The 17,552-nt window shown below is 62.5% G+C and carries 17 protein-coding genes; 6 read left to right on the plus strand and 11 right to left on the minus strand.

Annotated features, from left to right (window positions below):
• Positions 1-136: 136 nt before the first annotated feature.
• Genes X760_RS41560 through X760_RS41595 form a run of 8 tightly spaced genes read right to left on the minus strand, consistent with a single transcriptional unit; the run spans position 137 to position 9,093 of the window.
• Complete coding sequence (locus X760_RS41560) at positions 137-1,183, minus strand: UDP-glucuronic acid decarboxylase family protein (protein WP_023716623.1); 1,047 nt, start codon at positions 1,181-1,183, stop codon at positions 137-139.
• Between the two features lie 23 nt (positions 1,184-1,206).
• Entirely contained in the window at positions 1,207-2,316 is a 1,110-nt protein-coding gene (locus X760_RS41565) for a glycosyltransferase (protein WP_023716624.1), read from the minus strand.
• A complete protein-coding gene (locus X760_RS41570) occupies positions 2,313-3,407 on the minus strand; it encodes a glycosyltransferase (RefSeq protein WP_023716625.1) in 1,095 nt (364 codons plus the stop codon). Before X760_RS41570 ends, X760_RS41565 begins: the two co-directional genes overlap by 4 nt.
• Positions 3,404-4,534: a glycosyltransferase gene (locus tag X760_RS41575; protein WP_023716626.1), complete on the minus strand. Its 1,131-nt coding sequence runs from the start codon at positions 4,532-4,534 to the stop codon at positions 3,404-3,406. Before X760_RS41575 ends, X760_RS41570 begins: the two co-directional genes overlap by 4 nt.
• Positions 4,535-4,536: 2 nt before the next feature.
• Positions 4,537-5,637, minus strand: a complete 1,101-nt coding sequence (locus tag X760_RS41580) for a glycosyltransferase family 4 protein (protein ID WP_023716627.1) — start codon at positions 5,635-5,637, stop codon at positions 4,537-4,539.
• Positions 5,622-6,914, minus strand: coding sequence for a TIGR04295 family B12-binding domain-containing radical SAM protein (locus tag X760_RS41585; protein WP_023716628.1), 1,293 nt, complete (start codon positions 6,912-6,914; stop codon positions 5,622-5,624). Before X760_RS41585 ends, X760_RS41580 begins: the two co-directional genes overlap by 16 nt.
• Positions 6,911-7,990: an NAD-dependent epimerase/dehydratase family protein gene (locus tag X760_RS41590; protein WP_023716629.1), complete on the minus strand. Its 1,080-nt coding sequence runs from the start codon at positions 7,988-7,990 to the stop codon at positions 6,911-6,913. Before X760_RS41590 ends, X760_RS41585 begins: the two co-directional genes overlap by 4 nt.
• Entirely contained in the window at positions 7,987-9,093 is a 1,107-nt protein-coding gene (locus tag X760_RS41595; RefSeq protein ID WP_023716630.1) for an NAD-dependent epimerase/dehydratase family protein, read from the minus strand. The genes X760_RS41590 and X760_RS41595 overlap by 4 nt, the downstream gene beginning before the upstream one ends.
• A gap of 238 nt (positions 9,094-9,331) precedes the next feature.
• Here X760_RS41595 and X760_RS41600 point away from each other — a divergent pair, with 238 nt between their 5' ends.
• A complete protein-coding gene (locus X760_RS41600) occupies positions 9,332-9,604 on the plus strand; it encodes a hypothetical protein (RefSeq protein WP_023716631.1) in 273 nt (90 codons plus the stop codon).
• 26 nt (positions 9,605-9,630) lie between these two features.
• Here the strand turns inward: X760_RS41600 and X760_RS41605 are convergent, their stop codons facing one another.
• Together X760_RS41605 and X760_RS77080 are read right to left on the minus strand one after the other, a co-directional pair.
• Positions 9,631-10,227, minus strand: a complete 597-nt coding sequence (locus X760_RS41605; RefSeq protein ID WP_023716632.1) for a response regulator — start codon at positions 10,225-10,227, stop codon at positions 9,631-9,633.
• A 1-nt stretch (position 10,228) separates the two neighbouring features.
• On the minus strand, positions 10,229-10,426 hold the full coding sequence (locus tag X760_RS77080) for a hypothetical protein (protein ID WP_023716633.1): 198 nt from the start codon (positions 10,424-10,426) through the stop codon (positions 10,229-10,231).
• Positions 10,427-10,591: 165 nt separating this feature from the next.
• On the opposite strand from X760_RS77080, the gene X760_RS41615 reads away from it, so the two are divergent.
• Together X760_RS41615 and X760_RS41620 are read left to right on the plus strand one after the other, a co-directional pair.
• Positions 10,592-13,696 (plus strand): CheR family methyltransferase, encoded by a 3,105-nt coding sequence (locus X760_RS41615; RefSeq protein WP_023716634.1) that lies wholly within the window; start codon positions 10,592-10,594, stop codon positions 13,694-13,696.
• A 14-nt stretch (positions 13,697-13,710) separates the two neighbouring features.
• Positions 13,711-14,052, plus strand: a complete 342-nt coding sequence (locus X760_RS41620; protein ID WP_245278487.1) for a response regulator — start codon at positions 13,711-13,713, stop codon at positions 14,050-14,052.
• A 60-nt stretch (positions 14,053-14,112) separates the two neighbouring features.
• Here the strand turns inward: X760_RS41620 and X760_RS41625 are convergent, their stop codons facing one another.
• The gene (locus X760_RS41625; RefSeq protein ID WP_023716636.1) at positions 14,113-16,413 is read right to left on the minus strand and encodes an FdhF/YdeP family oxidoreductase; all 2,301 of its coding nucleotides are present in this window, start codon (positions 16,411-16,413) and stop codon (positions 14,113-14,115) included.
• Positions 16,414-16,545: 132 nt separating this feature from the next.
• Between X760_RS41625 and X760_RS41630 the strand changes: the two genes are divergently transcribed.
• The 3 genes from X760_RS41630 (at position 16,546) to X760_RS41640 (ending at position 17,536) form a co-directional block, all read left to right on the plus strand.
• Positions 16,546-16,764: a hypothetical protein gene (locus X760_RS41630; RefSeq protein ID WP_023716637.1), complete on the plus strand. Its 219-nt coding sequence runs from the start codon at positions 16,546-16,548 to the stop codon at positions 16,762-16,764.
• Between the two features lie 27 nt (positions 16,765-16,791).
• Positions 16,792-17,229, plus strand: coding sequence for a GFA family protein (locus X760_RS41635; protein ID WP_023716638.1), 438 nt, complete (start codon positions 16,792-16,794; stop codon positions 17,227-17,229).
• Positions 17,230-17,323: 94 nt separating this feature from the next.
• A complete protein-coding gene (locus tag X760_RS41640; RefSeq protein ID WP_036244132.1) occupies positions 17,324-17,536 on the plus strand; it encodes a hypothetical protein in 213 nt (70 codons plus the stop codon).
• Positions 17,537-17,552: the final 16 nt, after the last annotated feature.

A 17,552-nucleotide genomic window follows, 5' to 3' on the forward strand; every position in this document is an offset into this window, starting at 1 on the left:
GATGCACAAATCGTCTCCATGCCGGTACCCTGGCCGAACCGCAAGCTGGACGGGTTGTTCCCGCGACGAGAAAAAGTGACCGACGATCGGCGCGAAACGACCGTGATCTCCGAGGGGAACGTGGCAAATACTGCCGTCAGGCCGGCAGATTTTGCAGCCGGCCTGATGCAGAATGCACGCTGGTGGCAATTCGCCGTGTTCTGTCGACCGTCTGCGTCGTCTCAAGCTCGGTAAAATAGCTGACTGTATGCATCAAACCTTGCCTGAGCGGCACTTTTGGCGACCAGCCGAGAAGCTTCTTTGCACGGGAAATGTCGGGTTGCCGACGACGAGGATCGTCTTGCGGCAGCGGCAGGAATTTCAAGGCCGATCCGGTTCTGGTCATGCGCCTCACCAGGCCCGCCAACTGCAGGATGGTGAACTCCCCCGGATTGCCCAGATTGACCGGCTGGCGCGGGCTGGGATTGACCTCCATCAACCGGATCAAGCCGTCGACCAGATCGGAAACATAGCAGAACGACCTGGTCTGCAGCCCGTCGCCGAATATCGTCAGCGGCCGTCTCTCGAGTGCCTGCACGATCAGATTGGAAACAATCCGTCCGTCCGCAGGGTCCATCCTGGGACCATAAGTGTTGAAGATGCGCGCGACACGGATATCGGCTTTTCCCATTCTCAAATAGTCGAAACACAGGGTTTCGGCGGTGCGCTTGCCTTCGTCATAGCAGGCGCGGGGGCCGATGCAGTTCACGTGGCCGACATAGTCCTCCTTTTGCGGATGCTGTTCTGGATCGCCATACACTTCGCTGGTGGACGCCTGCAGGAAACGGGCGCCGTTGCGGGCGGCGAGCTCCAGCAGATTGAGCGTCCCGATGACGCAAGTCCGCGTCGTGTGGACCGGGTCGGCCTGATAGCGTGGTGGCGAGGCCGCGCACGCCATGTTGAAAATGCGGTCCACAGGTTCGCCAAGCTCCAAGTGCCGGCAAATGTCTTGCTTGATCAGCCGAAAATCCGGACGATCGGCGATCGATGCAATGTTCTCCATGCGGCCGGTAAGGAAGTTGTCGACGCAGATCACGCGCCAGCCGGCCTGGAGCAATGTCTCGCAAAGATGCGAACCGAGGAAGCCTGCGCCGCCGGCGACAAGCACGGTCCTGGTCCGTTCCGCCTTTCTTGATAGCTGCATCTCTATTTTCTCCCGTCTGCGGGTCATGCTGCACTCTCGACATCCAGATCGAGAGCAGAACGTGGCGATTTGGCCCGCGCCAGCAGCGAAACGAATTCGCGGGCTCTCGCGGTGCTTGTGTGGGCTGCCAGGACGAGCGCGCGCGCTTGCCTGGCCATGGCAAGCCGGGCACCGTCGGATTCCCCAGACAGGATGCCGATCACGTCCTCGGTCCTGCGCGCCGTGTGGATTGTCCGCTCCGGAAACAGGCTGTCCAATCCGGTCCAGCAGTCGCTGATGATCGCGGTGCCGCAGGCGGCTGCCTCGAAGAGGCGCACGCTGGGCGACCATCCGGCCGCGATCATGGAACTGCGCGTGACGTTCAACGTGTAGCGTTGGCGGCTATAGAAGACTGCGTGATCTGCCGGTGGCAGGTGTTCGATGCGATCGACATTGTCCGGCCAGGCAATTTCGCGCGGATATTGCGAGCCGGCCACGACGAAGCGGCGCTCCGGCATGCGACGCGCCGGCTCGAACAGCAGCGCCTCCAGCGTCGCCTGGCGGTCGGGGCTGTAGGTGCCGAGATAGCCGAGATCCCAGCGCATTGGATCACCGGTTCCGTGATGCCGTTCCGGGTCGACGCAGCAGTAGAGCGGCTCGGCCCGCCTTGCGCCGAATTCAGCCGTCAGACGGGCAAGCGTCGGTCCGCCGGTGAACGAGAAATAGACATCGAAATACGGGACCTGCCGCCTGGCAATGTACTCGCAATCATCGGTTGAAAGTTTCACCAGCGTAACCGGCGTGTCGATGTCGTAAAAGCAGAACTGACCCGTGCACAGCGACGCCACGACCTCAATGATTTCAGGGCCTTCCGGAACGAAGGAGCCGACGACCACGATATCGGCCTCGCGCAGGCAGCGCGCAAAATTGCGGCGAAGATCATCGGTCGTTTCATAGTAGCGCAAGGCGCAGAAATCGGGATCGCGCAGATCCCGGTGACTTGCGTACCACGGCACGTCGCGTTCGAGGAAGGTGATGCGGTGGCCGAGCTCGTGGAGACCTTTAAGCAGCCCCCGAAAGGTGGTGGCGTGGCCGTTTCCCCAGGATGAGGAGAGCGACAGGCCAAGAAAGACGATGTCGAGTGGCTTTGTCATTCCGCAGCCTCCACGGTCGGGCGCTCGAAATGGCGCCTGAAAATGGCGTCGGCCAAAACGGCCCGTGTCGTATAGGTATGTTCGCCAAGCACACGCCGAAGCGCAGATGCCCCGATCGCCTTGGCCCGTTCGGCGCTAAGGCTTTGCATGATCTCGGCGACATCGTCGCCATCGCGCGCGACCAGGATTTCCTCGCCGGGTTTCAGGAACAGGTCTACACCGAGCCAGTCGTCGGTGATGAGGCATGCGCCGGCACCCGCCGCCTCGAAGACGCGCGTCGCAGGTGAAAAGCCATTGGCCGCCATGCTGTCGCGGCTGACGTTCAGCACCGCCTTGGCCGTGACGTTCAATGCATTGTGGTCGCGCGTGCCGACATGGCCGAGCCATCGGACATTGGCGGGCATCTGCTTGTCGCCCCAGCCCGATCCGCCGAGCAGGAAGCGCTGATCGGCCAGGCGGCTGGCAGGATCGAGGAAGAAAGCCTCGACGCGTGCCTCGCGGTCCGGCAGCCGATTGCCGAGAAAGGCGAGATCGCAGGCAAAGCGCCTATCCTTGCCGACCGGATGATGCGTTTCCGGATCGAGCGCATTGTAGATCGGCACGCATTCGGCGGCCCCCATGGCCCGATAGGCCCAGACCACGGGATCGCCGCCGCCATAGGTCAGCACCAGGTCGATTTCCTGCAGCGCCCGATGCAGCGGATGATCCGGCTCGTCGCGCAACTGGCCAAGCGTCGCCGGCGCATCGACATCCCAAAATACGGTCAGCGCATCGGCACGGGCGTGATCGAGCACCGCCCGCAACAGCGCGTCGTCTTCGAAACCGACGCCACTCGCCTTGACGACGATGTCCGCCTCGGCCGCTCGCGCCGCCACCTGCATGAGCGCATGCGGGGCGGCCTCGTAGACGACGACGGCACACCAGTCCGGCGCCTCGATATCGCGATTCTTCTGGCGATCGTAGACGTCCGGCTCGTAGAAGGTGATGTCATAGCCCAGCCTGGCCAGGGCCTTGAGCAGTCCGCGGTAATAGGTGGCCGCGCCGTTCCAATAGGACGACAGCAGGCTCGACCCGTAAAATGCGATCTTCATTCGGCGGCCTCCGTTGCAAGGATCGTGTCGGCGGCTTGGCGGCGCCCGCATTCGGCGAGCACGCCGAACAATTCATCCGCCCGGTGCCGGCATGTATGCCGTGAGCGGATCGTCTCGAGGCCCGATGTCGCCAGAGATGCGGCGAGATCCGCGTCACGCAGCACGGTGCGAAGATGATGCCGCATCTCGAAGCCGGTGTTTGCAAACAGGAAATCGGTGCCGGGCCTGAACAGACGTTCGACATCGGACCACGGTGCCGAAACAAGTGGGATGCCGCAGGCGAGTGCCTCGAACATGCGGATGGTCGGGATGCCGGGCAGGCTTTCGCGATATGGACGCCGCGGGATGTGAACCGTGATGCGGTTCGCCGCGAATGCCTTCGGCACGTCGGCATTGGCGATCCAGCCTTCGTACCGCAGGCCGGCGGCGGCGAGGTCGGCGAGCGCCTCGCGTGGATAGCGGACGCCGTGGACAGTGCCGCTCAGGCCAAGTTCATGCACCGGATCGACCAGGAACTCCCTGATTTCGGTGCTGCGCTCGTCGTCGCCCCAATTGCCGATCCAGATCAGGTCGGCGCTACGGTCGATTTCAGGATGGGGCTGGAACAGATGGTCATCGGCTGCCTCGTGCCAGGTGAAGACCCGCCTGCCCCATCCGGCGCGAAGATAGCTCTCCCGCAGCGCCTCGCCGAAGGCGAGCACGCCATCATAATGTTCAAGCTGCAAGGCGGAAATCGCTTGCGTGGCCGAGATGGCACGATGGTGCGTGTCGTGAAACAGCAGCGTGAAACGGCCGCCAATTGCTTTCGCCCTGCCCAGCCGCGCGACAAGGTCCGGCGCGGTCCACTCGTGCACGATCACCACATCGGCATCGGAGATCCAGGCTTCGTGGTCGAAGGCGGCGTCATAGGTGACCGTCATCAACTCCGGAAAATCTTTCCGGAATCGCTCGATCGCGAAGGACCCTTTCTCGGCCAGCAGGTTCGACCGGCTCCAGCCGTCGGCGGGCTCCAGCGCAATCGCCTGGTGCCCACGCGCGACCAGCTCGCGCATGATGCCGCGCAGGAAATGTGCGTTGCCGTGGTTCCAGTCGGAAACGATCGAATGGGTGTAGAATAAAAACCGCATAATCAACTATCCGCCATGGTGGCCAGGGCCGCCTTGTCGTAGACGCCGCGCATGGCGGTCGCCTGTCTTGCCAATGAAAATCTGCGGCTTCGGCGGGCGGCTGCCTCACCGAGTTCTCGCCGGCGCTGCGTGTCGCTGCAAAGACCATTGATGCATCTGGCGAGATCGCCCGGATCGCGCGCGTCGTAGAACATGGCCGCCCCGTCCCACAATTCGCGGTAGGTCGAGATATCGGCAAGCACCAAAGGCGTCGCCGACATTGCGGCTTCCAGCGTGGCCAGGCCGAACGGTTCGTAGAGCGACGGCGATACGAAAATGCCGGCCCGCGCCATCAGCGAGCGCACTTCCTCGTGTGGTACCGGCCCGACGGGAACGGCGTGGCTGAAGCCAACATGCTGGCCGTCCGGCCCTTGCAGCGAACCGGCGACGAAGACCGGCCATCGCGTCAGGGGGGCGGCCTGGTCAAGCACCGCCGCGTTCTTTCCTTCATCCCACCAGCGCGCGGCGGCGAAAACCACCGATTCCCGCCTTTCGCCCTTCGCGCCCGGCCGTGCGCCGTTGCCGACGACGCTCAGCCGCGCGATCGGCCCGTAGCAGGTTTCGAGCATGTCGGCATGGCTGCGGCTCGGTGCAACGACCATGCCTGCTTTGTCGAAACCGCGCCGGTTACGGTCCTTTTGCCAGGCCCACTCGCCGTCCGCCGCCTGTCCCTTGACCGCGTGGAACCATGTCACGACGCAGGAATGCGATACCGCAACGATGGGGCAGGGCACGTCGAGCGCCGCCGCCTGCGTCGGCGCGTTGAGATGGACGACGTCGACAGCGTAGTCACGTATGAGTGGGCGCAGCTCCTGCTGCAATGTGTCGAGAACGTGCTCGCTGCGGGTCATCCAGTCCGGCGGCGTGTTGAGCCATGTCAGCGCCGCGAAAGACTGGGCCTCCTCGGCCTGCTGCCTGGACGGTTCCGGACCAAGCCCGGCAAGCACGACGCTGTCGCCGCCGGCGACCAGTTGCCCGGCCAGATCGAGCGCATAGCGCCAGACGCCACCGACGGCATCGACGGTCATCAGTATGCGACGCGGCGGGCTCAGTGTCCGCAACATGTGGCCTCCAATTCGGCCAGCGGACGCGGCCGCTTCTCCTGGATGTCGCTGAACGTTCGGAAGGATGCGAGGTAATGTTCATGCGCGCGCTCCCAGGCGAGGTCGTCGGGCTCGCCCCAAAGTTCGCGGTAGCTCGGCGAACTCGGATAAGGATAGAGCGGCACCGGTTCGTTGGCCCAAACGCCGTTGTCGATCAGGTGCTTTCGCCAATAATCGACGAGCGCGGGATCGTCCTCGACCACGCCGATCAGATTGGCCTGCACGAACGGCACGTGGCGCCTTGCGTCGACCAGCAGCGCGGCCAGCTCCTCGGTGCCCAAACGGCAGCGTTTTGCCAGCATGGCGCGGCCTTCCACAGTCAGGCTTTCGAGGCCCGCCTCGATCGAGACGCAGCCGGCGGCACCGAGCAGCTTCAGCAATTCCGGCTTCCAGAGGTCGATACGGGTCTGCACGCCGAACTTCACATCGCGATCGACCAGCGCCTCCAGCAATGCCTTTTGCGGCAGGAAGATCTCGTCGATGAAGTAGATGTAGCCGACACCCTGTGCGATCAGCCGGTCGATCTCGGCGATCACTGCTTCGTGGTTCCGGCGGCGATAGGCATCGCGGAAATCGATCTTGGCGCAGAAACTGCAATTATACGGGCAGCCGCGCGACGCCTCGACCTCCGCGCCAAAACCGACCTGGTTGTCGTCGAAGCGGTGATGGTGGTGCGAATGCGCGGCAATCCAGTCCGATGGCCATTCGAGCGGCGGGTGATCGATGAACGAGCTCGCATGCACGCCGCCGTTCGAGACCAGTTCTCCATCCTCGAAATGGGCGGTGGACGGCACCGCAGTCCAGTCGTCGCGCCGGGCAAGTTCCGCGACCACTTCCTCGCATTCGCCGCGCACGACAATGTTGACGCCAAGCTTGCGCAAAGTCGGCCTCGGCGTCGCCGAGCCATGCGGCCCGACTGCGACGGTGCGACCGCCGCGCCCGGCAAGATGATTGAGGAAATCGGCCGGCACGCGCAACTCGGGCGGTGCGCAGCGCCAGAACAGGTAGGTCGGCGCGGTGCTGACGACGGTTATGTCAGGCTCGAATGCGGCGGCGCGATCGGCGAGCGCGGCGTTGTCGAGCTTCTGGATCTGCCCGTCCAGCATCAGCACCTCGTGGCCGGCAGCTTCGAGCAGCGCTTTCGAATAGCCGAGTTCGAGCGGCAGATGCGGCTGGCGGCAGCCGAAATAGATGCTGTCCTGGTACGTCCAGGACGGATTGACCAGAGCGATCCTCATGCCACGTACCTCGCCGGTTCGGGATGCGGGTCGAGGCGATGACGCTGCAGCCAGTCGGCGAGGTCGCGGATGCCGTTTTGCCACGGGACGTGCGCTTTCCATCCCAGCGCCGCCTCGATCGCGCGTGTGTCGGCGACGAAGAACGGTTGGTCGCCGGTGCGTTCGCGGTCGTAACGGATCGGAACGTCACGTTTCGTTATGTCGCGAATCTCCTTCAGCAGCATGCGCAGGCTGACGGCGTTTTGTGGTCCGCCGCCGAGATTGAATGCCTGGCCGCTGATTTCCTCGATCCGGTCGAGCACGGCGCGATAGGCCGCGACCGCATCGGCAACGTGGAGGATGTCGCGCACCTGCTTGCCGTCGCCATAGATGGTGATCGGCCGGTCGGAGAAGGCGCTAAGCAGGAAGTGGGCGACCCAGCCCTGATCCTCCGTCCCGAACTGGCGCGGTCCATAGATGCAGCTCATGCGCAGCACCGCCGTCGGCAGGTCGTATGACTTGGCGTAGTCGAGGACATACTGGTCCGCCGCGCCCTTGGAGCAGCCATAGGGCGTGCAGAAATCGAGGCCGCGCGTCTCGTCGATGCCGTGCGCATGGATGGCCGCGTCGCGAGGCGCGTATCTGCCGTCTTCTTCGCCCATGGCGAGGTCGGCGAGGCGGCCATAGACCTTGTTGGTGCTGGCGAAAACGACGGGGATGCGTTTGCCGCTGCGGCGAGCGGCTTCCAGGACGTTGAACGTTCCGCGCAGGTTGACGTCGAAATCCTCGTCCGGCCGAACCAGGCTCGTGGTGACGGCGGTCTGCGCGGCAAAGTGGAAAACCGCTTTCGAACGCGCCACCAGCGGCGCGAGCGCCTCTGCGTCGCGGATATCGGAGATTTCGATGGTCAGACGGCTGCCGTGCTTTTGCGTCAGCCATTCCAGGTTCTGTTCGACGCCGGGACGGCTCAGGTTGTCGATGACCAGCACCGGTTCGCCATCCGACAACAGGCTGTCGGCGAGGTTGGAGCCGATAAAGCCGCTGCCGCCGATAATGGCGATGGGCGCTTCGCGAAAATCGGGTGACTCCGGTCTCATGATACCAGCCCTCGCGCTTCGAGTTCCCGCTTCATCTCGGCACTGCGATCGATGGCGACGGTGTTGCGCACCCATGCGACGAAATCGCCGAGCGAATGCTCCAGCCGGTGCTGCGGCTGGAAGCCGAGCAGTTCGCGCGCCTTCGAGATATCGGCAAAGCAGTTGCGGATATCGCCGGAGCGTGCCTTGCCGAGGATTTCCGGCTGGCGGCCAGGCACGCCCATGGCTTCGGCGAGCAGCCGGGCGACGTCGCTGACCGCGTAGGCCCGACCGCTGCCGATGTTGATGACGTGGCCGCGCGCCTGGGGCTGTTCCAGAGCCAGGCGGAAGGCGCGGGCAACGTCGCGCACATGCACGAAATCGCGCTGCTGTTCGCCGTCCTCGAAAATCAGCGGCCGCTGGCCATTGGCGATGCGGGAGGCGAAGTTCGCCAGGACGCCGGTATACGGGTTCGAGAGCGCCTGTCCGGCGCCGAAGACATTGAACAGGCGCAGCGCCACCGCGTCGACGCTATAGGCTTCGCCGAAGATCAGTACGGCGCGTTCCTGGGCGTATTTTGTCAGTGCGTAGATCGAGGCTAGATCGACCGGTTTCTCCTCGTCGGTCGGCAGCGGCGACAGGACTTCACCTTCCGGCGACAGGGGATTCCATTGGCCGCTGCGGATGTCGTCCGGCTGCCGTCTTGCATTGTCGATGCGCCGGCCGTCTGGCGTGGCATAGAGACCCTCGCCATAGACGCTCATCGAAGAAGCGACCACAATCCGTTCGATCGGCCGTTTGATCAGCGCTTCCAGCAACGTGGCGGTGCCGAGGTCGTTGGCGCCGACATAGCGGGCGATCTCGTACATGGACTGGCCGACGCCCACTTCAGCCGCCAGGTGAATGATCGCGTCGACACCCTCGACCGCCTCTATGATAGCGTCGCGATCGCGAACGTCGCCTTTGATCAGCTTGGCGCCTGCCGGCAGGCTGATTGCCTCGCCGCCGTGCACCTGATCCAGCAGCGCATCGAGAATTGAAACCCCATAGCCATGTTCAACGAGTTCCTGGGCGACGTGGCGGCCGATAAAACCGCAGCCTCCCGTGACCAGTATACGTTTCACGACAACTCCTCATACGAATGGCTTTGCCGCCCCAAACTTCCGGGCGAAAGGTTTGTTCCCTTGCTTCAACAAAGTTCAGGAGGCTCGCCGGGGTAGGTTTCAACCAGGCGTGGGAACATCGAAGGCTGCTTGGTGTTAGGAGCCATGTTCGACCAACCGCGCGCACATGCCGGGCAGCGATGCATCTGCTGGTTGTGCAACGCGGGGGATCTCGCGGTGGAATCGAAGGGAGATTGCCATGTCTGAATCGAAGACGACCACCGATCATGACGAAATCCGCCGTTGGGCCGAAGACCGCGACGGGCGGCCGGCGGTGGTGCGCACCAAGGGCGAGGGGGGCATACTGCGCATCGATTTCGGCGAGCCTGAAGAGACGTTCGAGCCCGTCGAGTGGGACGAGTTCTTCAGGATATTCGATGAGAACGAACTGGCCTTCCTCTACCAGGATGAGACCAGCGGCGGAAAGACCAGCCGCTTCAACAAATTCGTCGAGCGCAGCCGGAAAAGCTAACATCGTCTAGTTGCCGGCGGCCATGGTCAGTGCAGCAGGTTTGCTCCACGTGCCTTGACGATGTTTCGCATGATGCCGTTGAGCCAATCCTCTGTCGAGGAACCGGATCGTCTGTTGTCGATCTCGCCGATGGCCTGCTCGAGCGTTCGCTCGACCAGCCGGTCGGAAGCATCCATATCTCCCAGCAGCAGACGCGCCGCGAGCCTGAGCTTGGGCAGCAGCGAAAATACGTCGTCTGAGGGCTCGGACGCTCGGCCTCCTTTCGATGCCGACGTCTCGGCTGGGAAGAGAGCATCGAAGACTGCTTGGCCGTCCGAGGATTTTCTGAGGCTGCTGGCATATCGAAGGCGCTCAGGAATAACGATGTCTTCGTCGCCGCTGAAAAACACGAACGGCACGCCACGGCGCATCAGTTCGTCGGCGATCGGGAATACCCGCCTTCCGTTGAGATTGACGTCCAGGATCGCGGCTTCCGCCTCATCCGTATGTTTCGATGCCTGTTCGACCGTCGCCACGGGGCCAAGTACGACGGCGCCCATCTTGCTGAAATAACGTGCAAGATCGCCCGCCAGCATCCATTCGTCCTCGACGATCAGGATATGCAAGCCTTGCAGGTCGCGCACCTCATTGTTCCTTCTTCCTGCGGGATTTACGGCTGTCGGCGCGGACGTCTGCAAAGTGGCGCGCCAGGACCTCTTGCAACCGTTCCGCGAGCGCGAGCAGGCGAGGCGGAATATTTTCGGATACCGGGAACTTGGTCAGATCCGGCGACGGCAACAGGACTCGCTTGGCCGGCTTTATCTCAGGTGGTCGTTTTGCCATTGGAACCGCCTCCGAAGTCAGATGTTAATGCCCACCGGCGGTGCTTTGTTCCGTTGGTGGACTATTTACTGGCCTCGGGCTCAGCCCGGTCTTAATCTGACGCGTGATTTGGGTCTAAGGCCCGATTGGACGGCTTCGTGTTGCGGCGGTTACCAGGGGCGTGGCGTGGCATCCCAGAATGGAAGATTTCCCATTGTCGGCGTCGGCGCATCGGCCGGCGGCATTCCCGCGATGGAGGGCCTGTTCAAAGGACTGACCGACGGCACCGGCATGGCGTTTGTCGTCGTCACGCACCTTAGCCCGGAACGGGAAAGCCTGCTGCACGAGGTTATCCAACGTTACACCGAAATGCCGGTCGTCGTGGCCGAGGAGGGCGTAGCGGTCCAACCGGACCAGGTCTATGTGATGCCACAAAACGTCGTCCTCACCATCCGTAAGGGCGCGCTTTCGCTGCGCCGGCCGAACACGCTCAACCGCGAGCGCAAGCCGATCGACATCTTCTTCAGCGCATTGGCCGAGGACCAGGGCGAGTATGCCGTCGGCATCATCTTGTCGGGTGGCGATTCGGACGGCACGCTCGGCGCCAGGGCGATCAAGGAGCATGGCGGGCTGACCATAGCCCAGGCCTCCAACGGGTACGGCCCCCGCAATCCGGACATGCCGCAGAGTGCGATTTCGAGCGGCCTGATCGACATAGCGGCGCCCGCCGAGCAGATCGGTGCAAAGCTTCAGGCGTTTGTCCGCGGCTTCGACGTGCTGAACGGCCTGACCGAAGCGGACGACGAACACAAGGCCGAGATGGATCGGGCCCGCGATGAAATCTACGCCATTTTGCGCAGCCATTCCGGTCACGACTTTTCCGGCTACAAGACCAAGACGTTCCTGCGTCGCGTAAAGCGGCGCATGCAGATCACGCAGCTGCAGTCGGTCACCACCTACATAGAACGGCTGAAAGGCGATCCGGACGAGGTGGCGAAGCTGTTTCGCGACCTGCTCATCAACGTCACCAGCTTTTTTCGCGACGCCGAAGCGTTCAAATTGCTGGAGGAAAAGATCATACCGCAGATTTTCGAAGGCAAGAACGCCTCCGATGCGGTGCGTGTCTGGGTGCCCGGCTGTGCCACCGGCGAGGAGGTGTTCTCGATCGGCATGCTGATGCGCGAGCGCATCGAGAAGCTTTCCGCGCCGCCGCGCGTCCAGATATTCGCGACCGACATCGACGAGCCGGCGCTCGCGGTGGCGCGTGCGGCGCGTTATCCCGAAGCGCTGCTGCACGGGCTTTCGCCACAGCGCAGGCAACGCTTTTTCCACAGCGACGGCGCGAGCTACGTGCTTGGCAACGAGGTGCGCGAACTGTGCATCTTTTCGCCGCACAGCATTATCCGCGATCCTCCCTTCTCGCGCATGGATATGATTTCCTGCCGCAACCTGCTGATCTATTTCGGCCCGCAGATCCAGAACCGGGTGATTCCGATCTTCCATTACGCGCTGAGGCCGGGCGGCTATCTGTTCCTCGGCACCTCGGAAAGCGTCGGTCAGCACGGCGACCTGTTTGCCACGGTCGACAAGAAGCATCGGATTTTCCAGGCGCGGGAACATGCAATGCCGCGGCCGCTGGTTCTGATCGGCAATGGCCCCACGGGTGCCCTTCCGGTCGGACGCGGCGGCTCGACGAAGGATGCCGCCAGCCATTCACTGCGCCAGGCGATCGAGGCTCAGGTGCTGGAGCGGTTCGCCCCGCCTCACGTTCTGGTCAATGGCGATGGCGACATCGTCTACTATTCGGCGAGGACGGGCAAATATCTGGAAGCACCGCAAGGCGCCCCGAGCCGGCAGTTGCTGACACTGGCCCGCCGCGGGCTTAGACTTGAGCTGCGAGCCGCGTTGCGGGAGGCAGCCACGACGCGCCGCACGGTCGTTCGGGAGAACATAGCGGTCGAAGAAGACGACGGACAGCTTCAGTTCATTGCACTGATGGTCGAGCCGTACACGGAACGCGGCAATGGCGAGCCCCTCTACCTCGTCCTGTTCAATCCGGTGGGACAGGCCCAGATCCGCTCCGATCCGGCACGCGAAAGCCGCGGCGCCGACGATGCGACCGATCTCGAACGGGAGTTGCGCGACACGCGCGAGCGGCTGCAGTCGACCATCGAGGAATACGAAACCGCGCTGGAGGAAGTAAAGTCTTCGAACGAGGAACTCGTCTCCGTCAATGAAGAGGCGCAGTCGACCAATGAGGAGCTTGAGGCCTCGAAGGAGGAGATGCAGTCGCTCAACGAAGAGCTCAATACCATCAACGCAGAGCTGACTGGCAAGATAGAGGAACTCGACCGCGCCAACAGCGATCTCAGAAACCTGTTCGAAAGCACGGAAATCGCCACCATCTTCCTCGACCGCAACCTTGTGGTGCGGACCTTTACTCCCGCCGCGTCGTCGTTCTTCAACTTGCGTCCGTCCGATGTCGGCCGACCGCTGACCGATCTTTCGAGCCAGCTCGACTACCCCGAGTTGAAGCGGCACATCCAGGCGGTGTTCGAGACGGGAGAGACCCTGAACCATCACCTTGCGCGCGACAACAAGGGCCGGTTCTACCTGGTTCGCATCAACCCGTACCGGGACAAAGGCGGCAGCATCCAGGGCGTGGTCGTGACCCTGATCGACGTGACGACGCTGGCGCAGGCTGAAGAGCGTCAGCAGGTGCTCATCTCGGAGCTGAACCATCGCGTCAAGAACATGCTGGCGGTCGTCGCCAGCATCACCAACCGGACGCGTGAAAACTCGGCGTCGAAAGACGAGTTCGCCGAAGCCTTGATCGGCCGGCTGCAGGCGATGTCACGAGCCTACAGTCTGCTCTCGCGAGAAAGCTGGACGGAAGCCTCCGTCGAGGAACTGCTGCGCCAGGAACTTGATCCCTTTGGGGCCGAACGGTTCGAGCTCGATGGCAAGCGGGTAAGCCTCAAGCCTGTGCAAGGGCTCTCCTTCGGCATGGCAATTCATGAGCTGGCGACGAATGCCGCCAAATATGGCGCACTGTCGAAACCTGCCGGGCGCATAGTTGTCAAATGGTCGGTGGTGGATGGCACCTTCAAGCTCGTCTGGCGCGAGAAGGGCGGCCCCCGCATCAAGGAGCCAACCGACAGCGGCTTCGGCCTTACCCTTCTGCGTGGAGAAATCGGTTACAGGCTGGGCGGAAAAGTTGAAACAAGTTTCCGCTCAAATGGTTTGGAGGTGGAAATTGCATTCCCTCTGACCCGCGAGGGCTCGTCGTGACCGGAAAGGTGCGTGTGCTGATCGTCGAGGATGAATGGCTGATCGCCGACGACGCGGCGGCTTACCTGCGCAAGGCCGGCCATCAGGTGGTCGGGCCGGTTTCGTCGGTTACGGCGGCCCTCCGCCTCGTCGGTGAAGGCGGCATCGACGCGGCGCTGTTGGATATCCAGTTGAACGACGAGACCAGCTATCCAATCGCGGAAGCGTTGCGGACGCGCGGCGTGCCGTTCGCTTTCCTCTCCGGGTATGGCGAACGCGAAATTCCGGCAGGTTTCCGCGCTTGCAGGATCGTGCAGAAGCCGGCGAGCCAGAGTGCGATCCTGAATGCCGTGGATGAACTCGCGCGAGCCTGCTGAGGTCTCGATTTTGAACCAAGTCACATCCGCATGGTGCGTGCCTGCCGCGAACACGAACGCCTATGGCAAGATCCGCACCGGTACCGATTTGGCGGCCGGGACATGAGCCTTCTCGGCTCTGTGCCAGAGAGGAATCAGTGGGTTGAGCTCGGGATAATAACCGGCGCAATTTCCCTTCGGCACTGAGAAAGGCGTGATGCGCAGCCCGCGCACGCGGCGCTCCGCGCCATCCTGCGCATTGGCTTCGAGATCGACCTCCTGTCCCGCGCTCAAGCCGAGGCGCTGGATGTCCTTTTCGTTCATCAACAGCACCATGCGTGTGCCGCTGATGCCGCGCAGCCGGTCGTTGTAGCCGTAGACGGTCGTGTTGAACTGATCGTTGGAGCGCACCGTGATCAGTGTCAGCACATCGCGGCCGGCGACATCGATGTCAGGATCGGTTTCAAGGCCACTTGGCAGCTTGAAATTGGCCTTCTTGTTCGGCGTCTCCCACACCCGCTTGCTCGCCTTGATGTCGCGATGGAACCCGCCGGGCGTCAGAAAGCGCTTGTTGAAGTCGCGGAAATGTTGGGGGTAGCAGCGCTCGATCTCGTCACGGATGCGGGAATAGTCGCCAACCCACTCATCCCGTGGGATCGAACTCCTGCCCGGCACCGTCGCCTTGGCAAGTTCGGCGACGATCCGGGGCTCGGAAAGCAGATGCGGCGAAGCCGGAGCTCGCGATCCGAACGAGCCATGGATACAGGCGGTGGAATCCTCTATCGACACCCTTTGGTCGCCGCTCGCCTGATGATCTCTTTCCAGGCGTGACAGGCAAGGCAGCAGATAGGTTGTCCGGCCGGCGATCAGATGGCTGCGGTTGAGCTTGGTCGCGATCTCGACATGCAGGTCGAGCCCACGCCAGGCTTTCTCGGCCAGGCCGGTTTCCGGCACGGCCCGCACGAAATTGCCGCCGAGCCCGACGAAGCCCTTGACCGATCCGTCGATGACGCCCTCGCAGGTCTCGACCGTATCGAGACCTTTCTCACGCGGCGGTTCAAAGGCGTAGAATTCGGCGAACTTGTCGAGCGGGACGAGCTCGGGTTTTTCCGATATGCCGACGGTGCGCTGTCCCTGGACATTGGAATGGCCGCGCAGCGGCGAAATACCGGCGCCGGGTTTTCCGATATTGCCGCGCATCATCAAAAGGTTGCACAGCATCTGGACGTTCTCGGTGCCGTGCCGATGCTGGGTCAGGCCCATGCCGTAATTGCCGATCACCGCGTTGGCATGGCTGTAGACCTCGGCGACATGCTCCAGATCGGCCTGCGCAATGCCCGATCGTGCGACGATATCGCTCCACTGGGTGTTGCGCAGGAAGGCTTCGAACTCGGCGAAGCCATGCGTGTGCTCGGCGATGAAAGCCGTATCGAGGGCACGCGTCCTGCCGCTTTCGCGGGCGGCATCGTCGAGCGCCAGCAACGCTTTGGCGATGCCCGTTATCGCGGCGATGTCGCCGCCCGAACGGACCTGGAAGAAGTCGCTGGACATTTTGGTGCCCGGTCCGGGCGACAGCATGTCGATGGAGTTTTGCGGATTCTTGAAGCGCTTCAGTCCCCGCTCGGGCAAAGGATTGAAAGTGAAGACGGGCACGTTGCGTTGACGTGCCTCTTGCAGCGGATGCAACAGGCGCGGCGCCGTCACCCCGGTATTGTGCCCGAAGAAGAGCATCATGTCGCATTTCGCAAAGTCTTCGAGCTGCACGGTCCCGACCGGCGAACCGATCGATTCCGGCAAGCCGACCGAGGTCGATTCATGACACACGTTGGACGAATCGGGCAGGTTCGAAGACCCGTAGATCCGCGCAAAAAGCTGATACATGAACGAGGCCTCGAGCGAGGCGCGGCCGGACGTGTACAATACCACCGATTTGGGATCGAGCCGTCGCAATTCGGCAGCTATGTCGCGGAATGCATCGTCCCAGGAAACCGGTTCGTAACGGTCGACGGCGGCATTGTAGCGCATGGGCTCCGTAAGCCTGCCCTGTTTCTCCAGATCGTGGTCCGGCCAATCGAGCAATTCCGCCACCGAATGCTCGGCGAAGAAAGCGGGTTCGCAGCGCAGCTTGGTCTGGTCCCACATCGTCGCCTTGGCGCCGTTTTCACAGAATTCGAAAGGCCTCGGCTGGGCTGGCTTTGCCCATGAGCAAGACACGCACATATAGCCGTCGGCCTTGTTCTGCTTGAGCAGCGTGCTCCATATCCCGGACAACAGCAGGCCTTCGCCTCGCGCCTTGCGGACCAGGGATTTGAGCGATCCCCAGCCGCCTGTCGGGTGGTCGTATTTCTTGGTTTCGATGCGATCGGTTACGGCGGGTCTCATGCGAGCCACTCTCTGTAGAAGAGCACTCATACGAACCCGCCATGGGGCTGAATGTTCCGGCCGGCTCCGCGCCGTGCCACCGGAACCATTTCCGCCATGGTTTGTTCGGCTCGAAGAAAGGAGCCGTGCGAAATGGAGCGACGCAACGCGTTAATTGCGATGGTGATTTCGGCCATCATCATCGTCGGCTTTCTCATAGGCTTTTTGTACGGCGATATGGGCTGGCAAACCTCGCCGCTCAAAAGAGCCCCTGAGCAAAACCAGGGCGGCAATGCTCCGGCCGAGACCTCGCCTGCCGCCGGCATCAAGAAGAACCCGAAGGAAAATACCGAAATGCCAGGCCAGCAGTGAAGGCGAGTCCAGCCATGAAGTTAGCCAATGCCACGAACTGAAACGGGTTCCTGTTTTTGCGGCGCCATAACGGCGCAAATGCGCGGCGAGCCGTTCTGGGTTTGCTCCGATCACGATGACGACTGTCGCAAGGCGATAGGAAGCCCGCTAACGGTGTGGGTCGGCTATCGGCCCTCTGAATTCACCTTGCTCACCGGCGCACCGAAGACCTTTTCGAAAACCCCCGGCGTGCTCCGGTCCTTCTGCGCGGATTGCGGAACATCGATCGGCTATGTCGACCAGGGCCTGCCTGACGAACTCTATCTGGCGATCGGCTTTCTCGATCACCCCGAACGGTTTCCGCCACAGGCCCACGCATACTGGGACATGAGGTTGCCCTGGGTGGACTTTCCAGACGAGCTGCCGCGGGTGGGGACGTATTCGAGGCGGCGAGATCCGGTCTTCGGAAATCCGGCGGAACGCTAGCTTTCGATCCCCTCGCTGGTTGGAAAACGTGCCAGTCTGGCTTCGTACGAAAACGACAATTGGCGCGCGGCTGAAAACGCGCGATCATGTGCCAATGGGCCGCCGTTTGGATGACAAGCTCGATTGCAAGGCGTGCGGGACGATCCTGATGGAGATTCCCGACAATCCGAAGGATTCGACGCCGATCTATTGCAGCAATTGCGGCGCCTATCTCGGCGAATGGGGAGATCTGCAGGAGGATTTCTTCAGGCAGGCGTTCGGTGCCCAGGCCTTCGATCTGAACAACGGAAACATCATCAAGAAATAATCCTGGATTGTGCGGA

This window comes from Mesorhizobium sp. LSHC420B00 (genome assembly GCF_000503055.1).
Taxonomy (GTDB): Bacteria; Pseudomonadota; Alphaproteobacteria; order Rhizobiales; family Rhizobiaceae; genus Mesorhizobium.

Bases quoted from the DNA above. Each gene is read 5' to 3' on its own strand.
- X760_RS41640 (WP_036244132.1), top strand. From the start codon at position 17,324: ATGGGCCGCCGTTTGGATGACAAGCTCGATTGCAAGGCGTGCGGGACG.
- X760_RS41570 (WP_023716625.1), bottom strand. From the start codon at position 3,407: ATGAAGATCGCATTTTACGGGTCGAGCCTGCTGTCGTCCTATTGGAAC.
- X760_RS41560 (WP_023716623.1), bottom strand. From the start codon at position 1,183: ATGCAGCTATCAAGAAAGGCGGAACGGACCAGGACCGTGCTTGTCGCC.
- X760_RS41635 (WP_023716638.1), top strand. From the start codon at position 16,792: ATGCCACGAACTGAAACGGGTTCCTGTTTTTGCGGCGCCATAACGGCG.
- X760_RS41565 (WP_023716624.1), bottom strand. From the start codon at position 2,316: ATGACAAAGCCACTCGACATCGTCTTTCTTGGCCTGTCGCTCTCCTCA.
- X760_RS41625 (WP_023716636.1), bottom strand. From the start codon at position 16,413: ATGAGACCCGCCGTAACCGATCGCATCGAAACCAAGAAATACGACCAC.
- X760_RS77080 (WP_023716633.1), bottom strand. From the start codon at position 10,426: ATGGCAAAACGACCACCTGAGATAAAGCCGGCCAAGCGAGTCCTGTTG.
- X760_RS41600 (WP_023716631.1), top strand. From the start codon at position 9,332: ATGTCTGAATCGAAGACGACCACCGATCATGACGAAATCCGCCGTTGG.
- X760_RS41575 (WP_023716626.1), bottom strand. From the start codon at position 4,534: ATGCGGTTTTTATTCTACACCCATTCGATCGTTTCCGACTGGAACCAC.
- X760_RS41590 (WP_023716629.1), bottom strand. From the start codon at position 7,990: ATGAGACCGGAGTCACCCGATTTTCGCGAAGCGCCCATCGCCATTATC.
- X760_RS41580 (WP_023716627.1), bottom strand. From the start codon at position 5,637: ATGTTGCGGACACTGAGCCCGCCGCGTCGCATACTGATGACCGTCGAT.
- X760_RS41585 (WP_023716628.1), bottom strand. From the start codon at position 6,914: ATGAGGATCGCTCTGGTCAATCCGTCCTGGACGTACCAGGACAGCATC.
- X760_RS41630 (WP_023716637.1), top strand. From the start codon at position 16,546: ATGGAGCGACGCAACGCGTTAATTGCGATGGTGATTTCGGCCATCATC.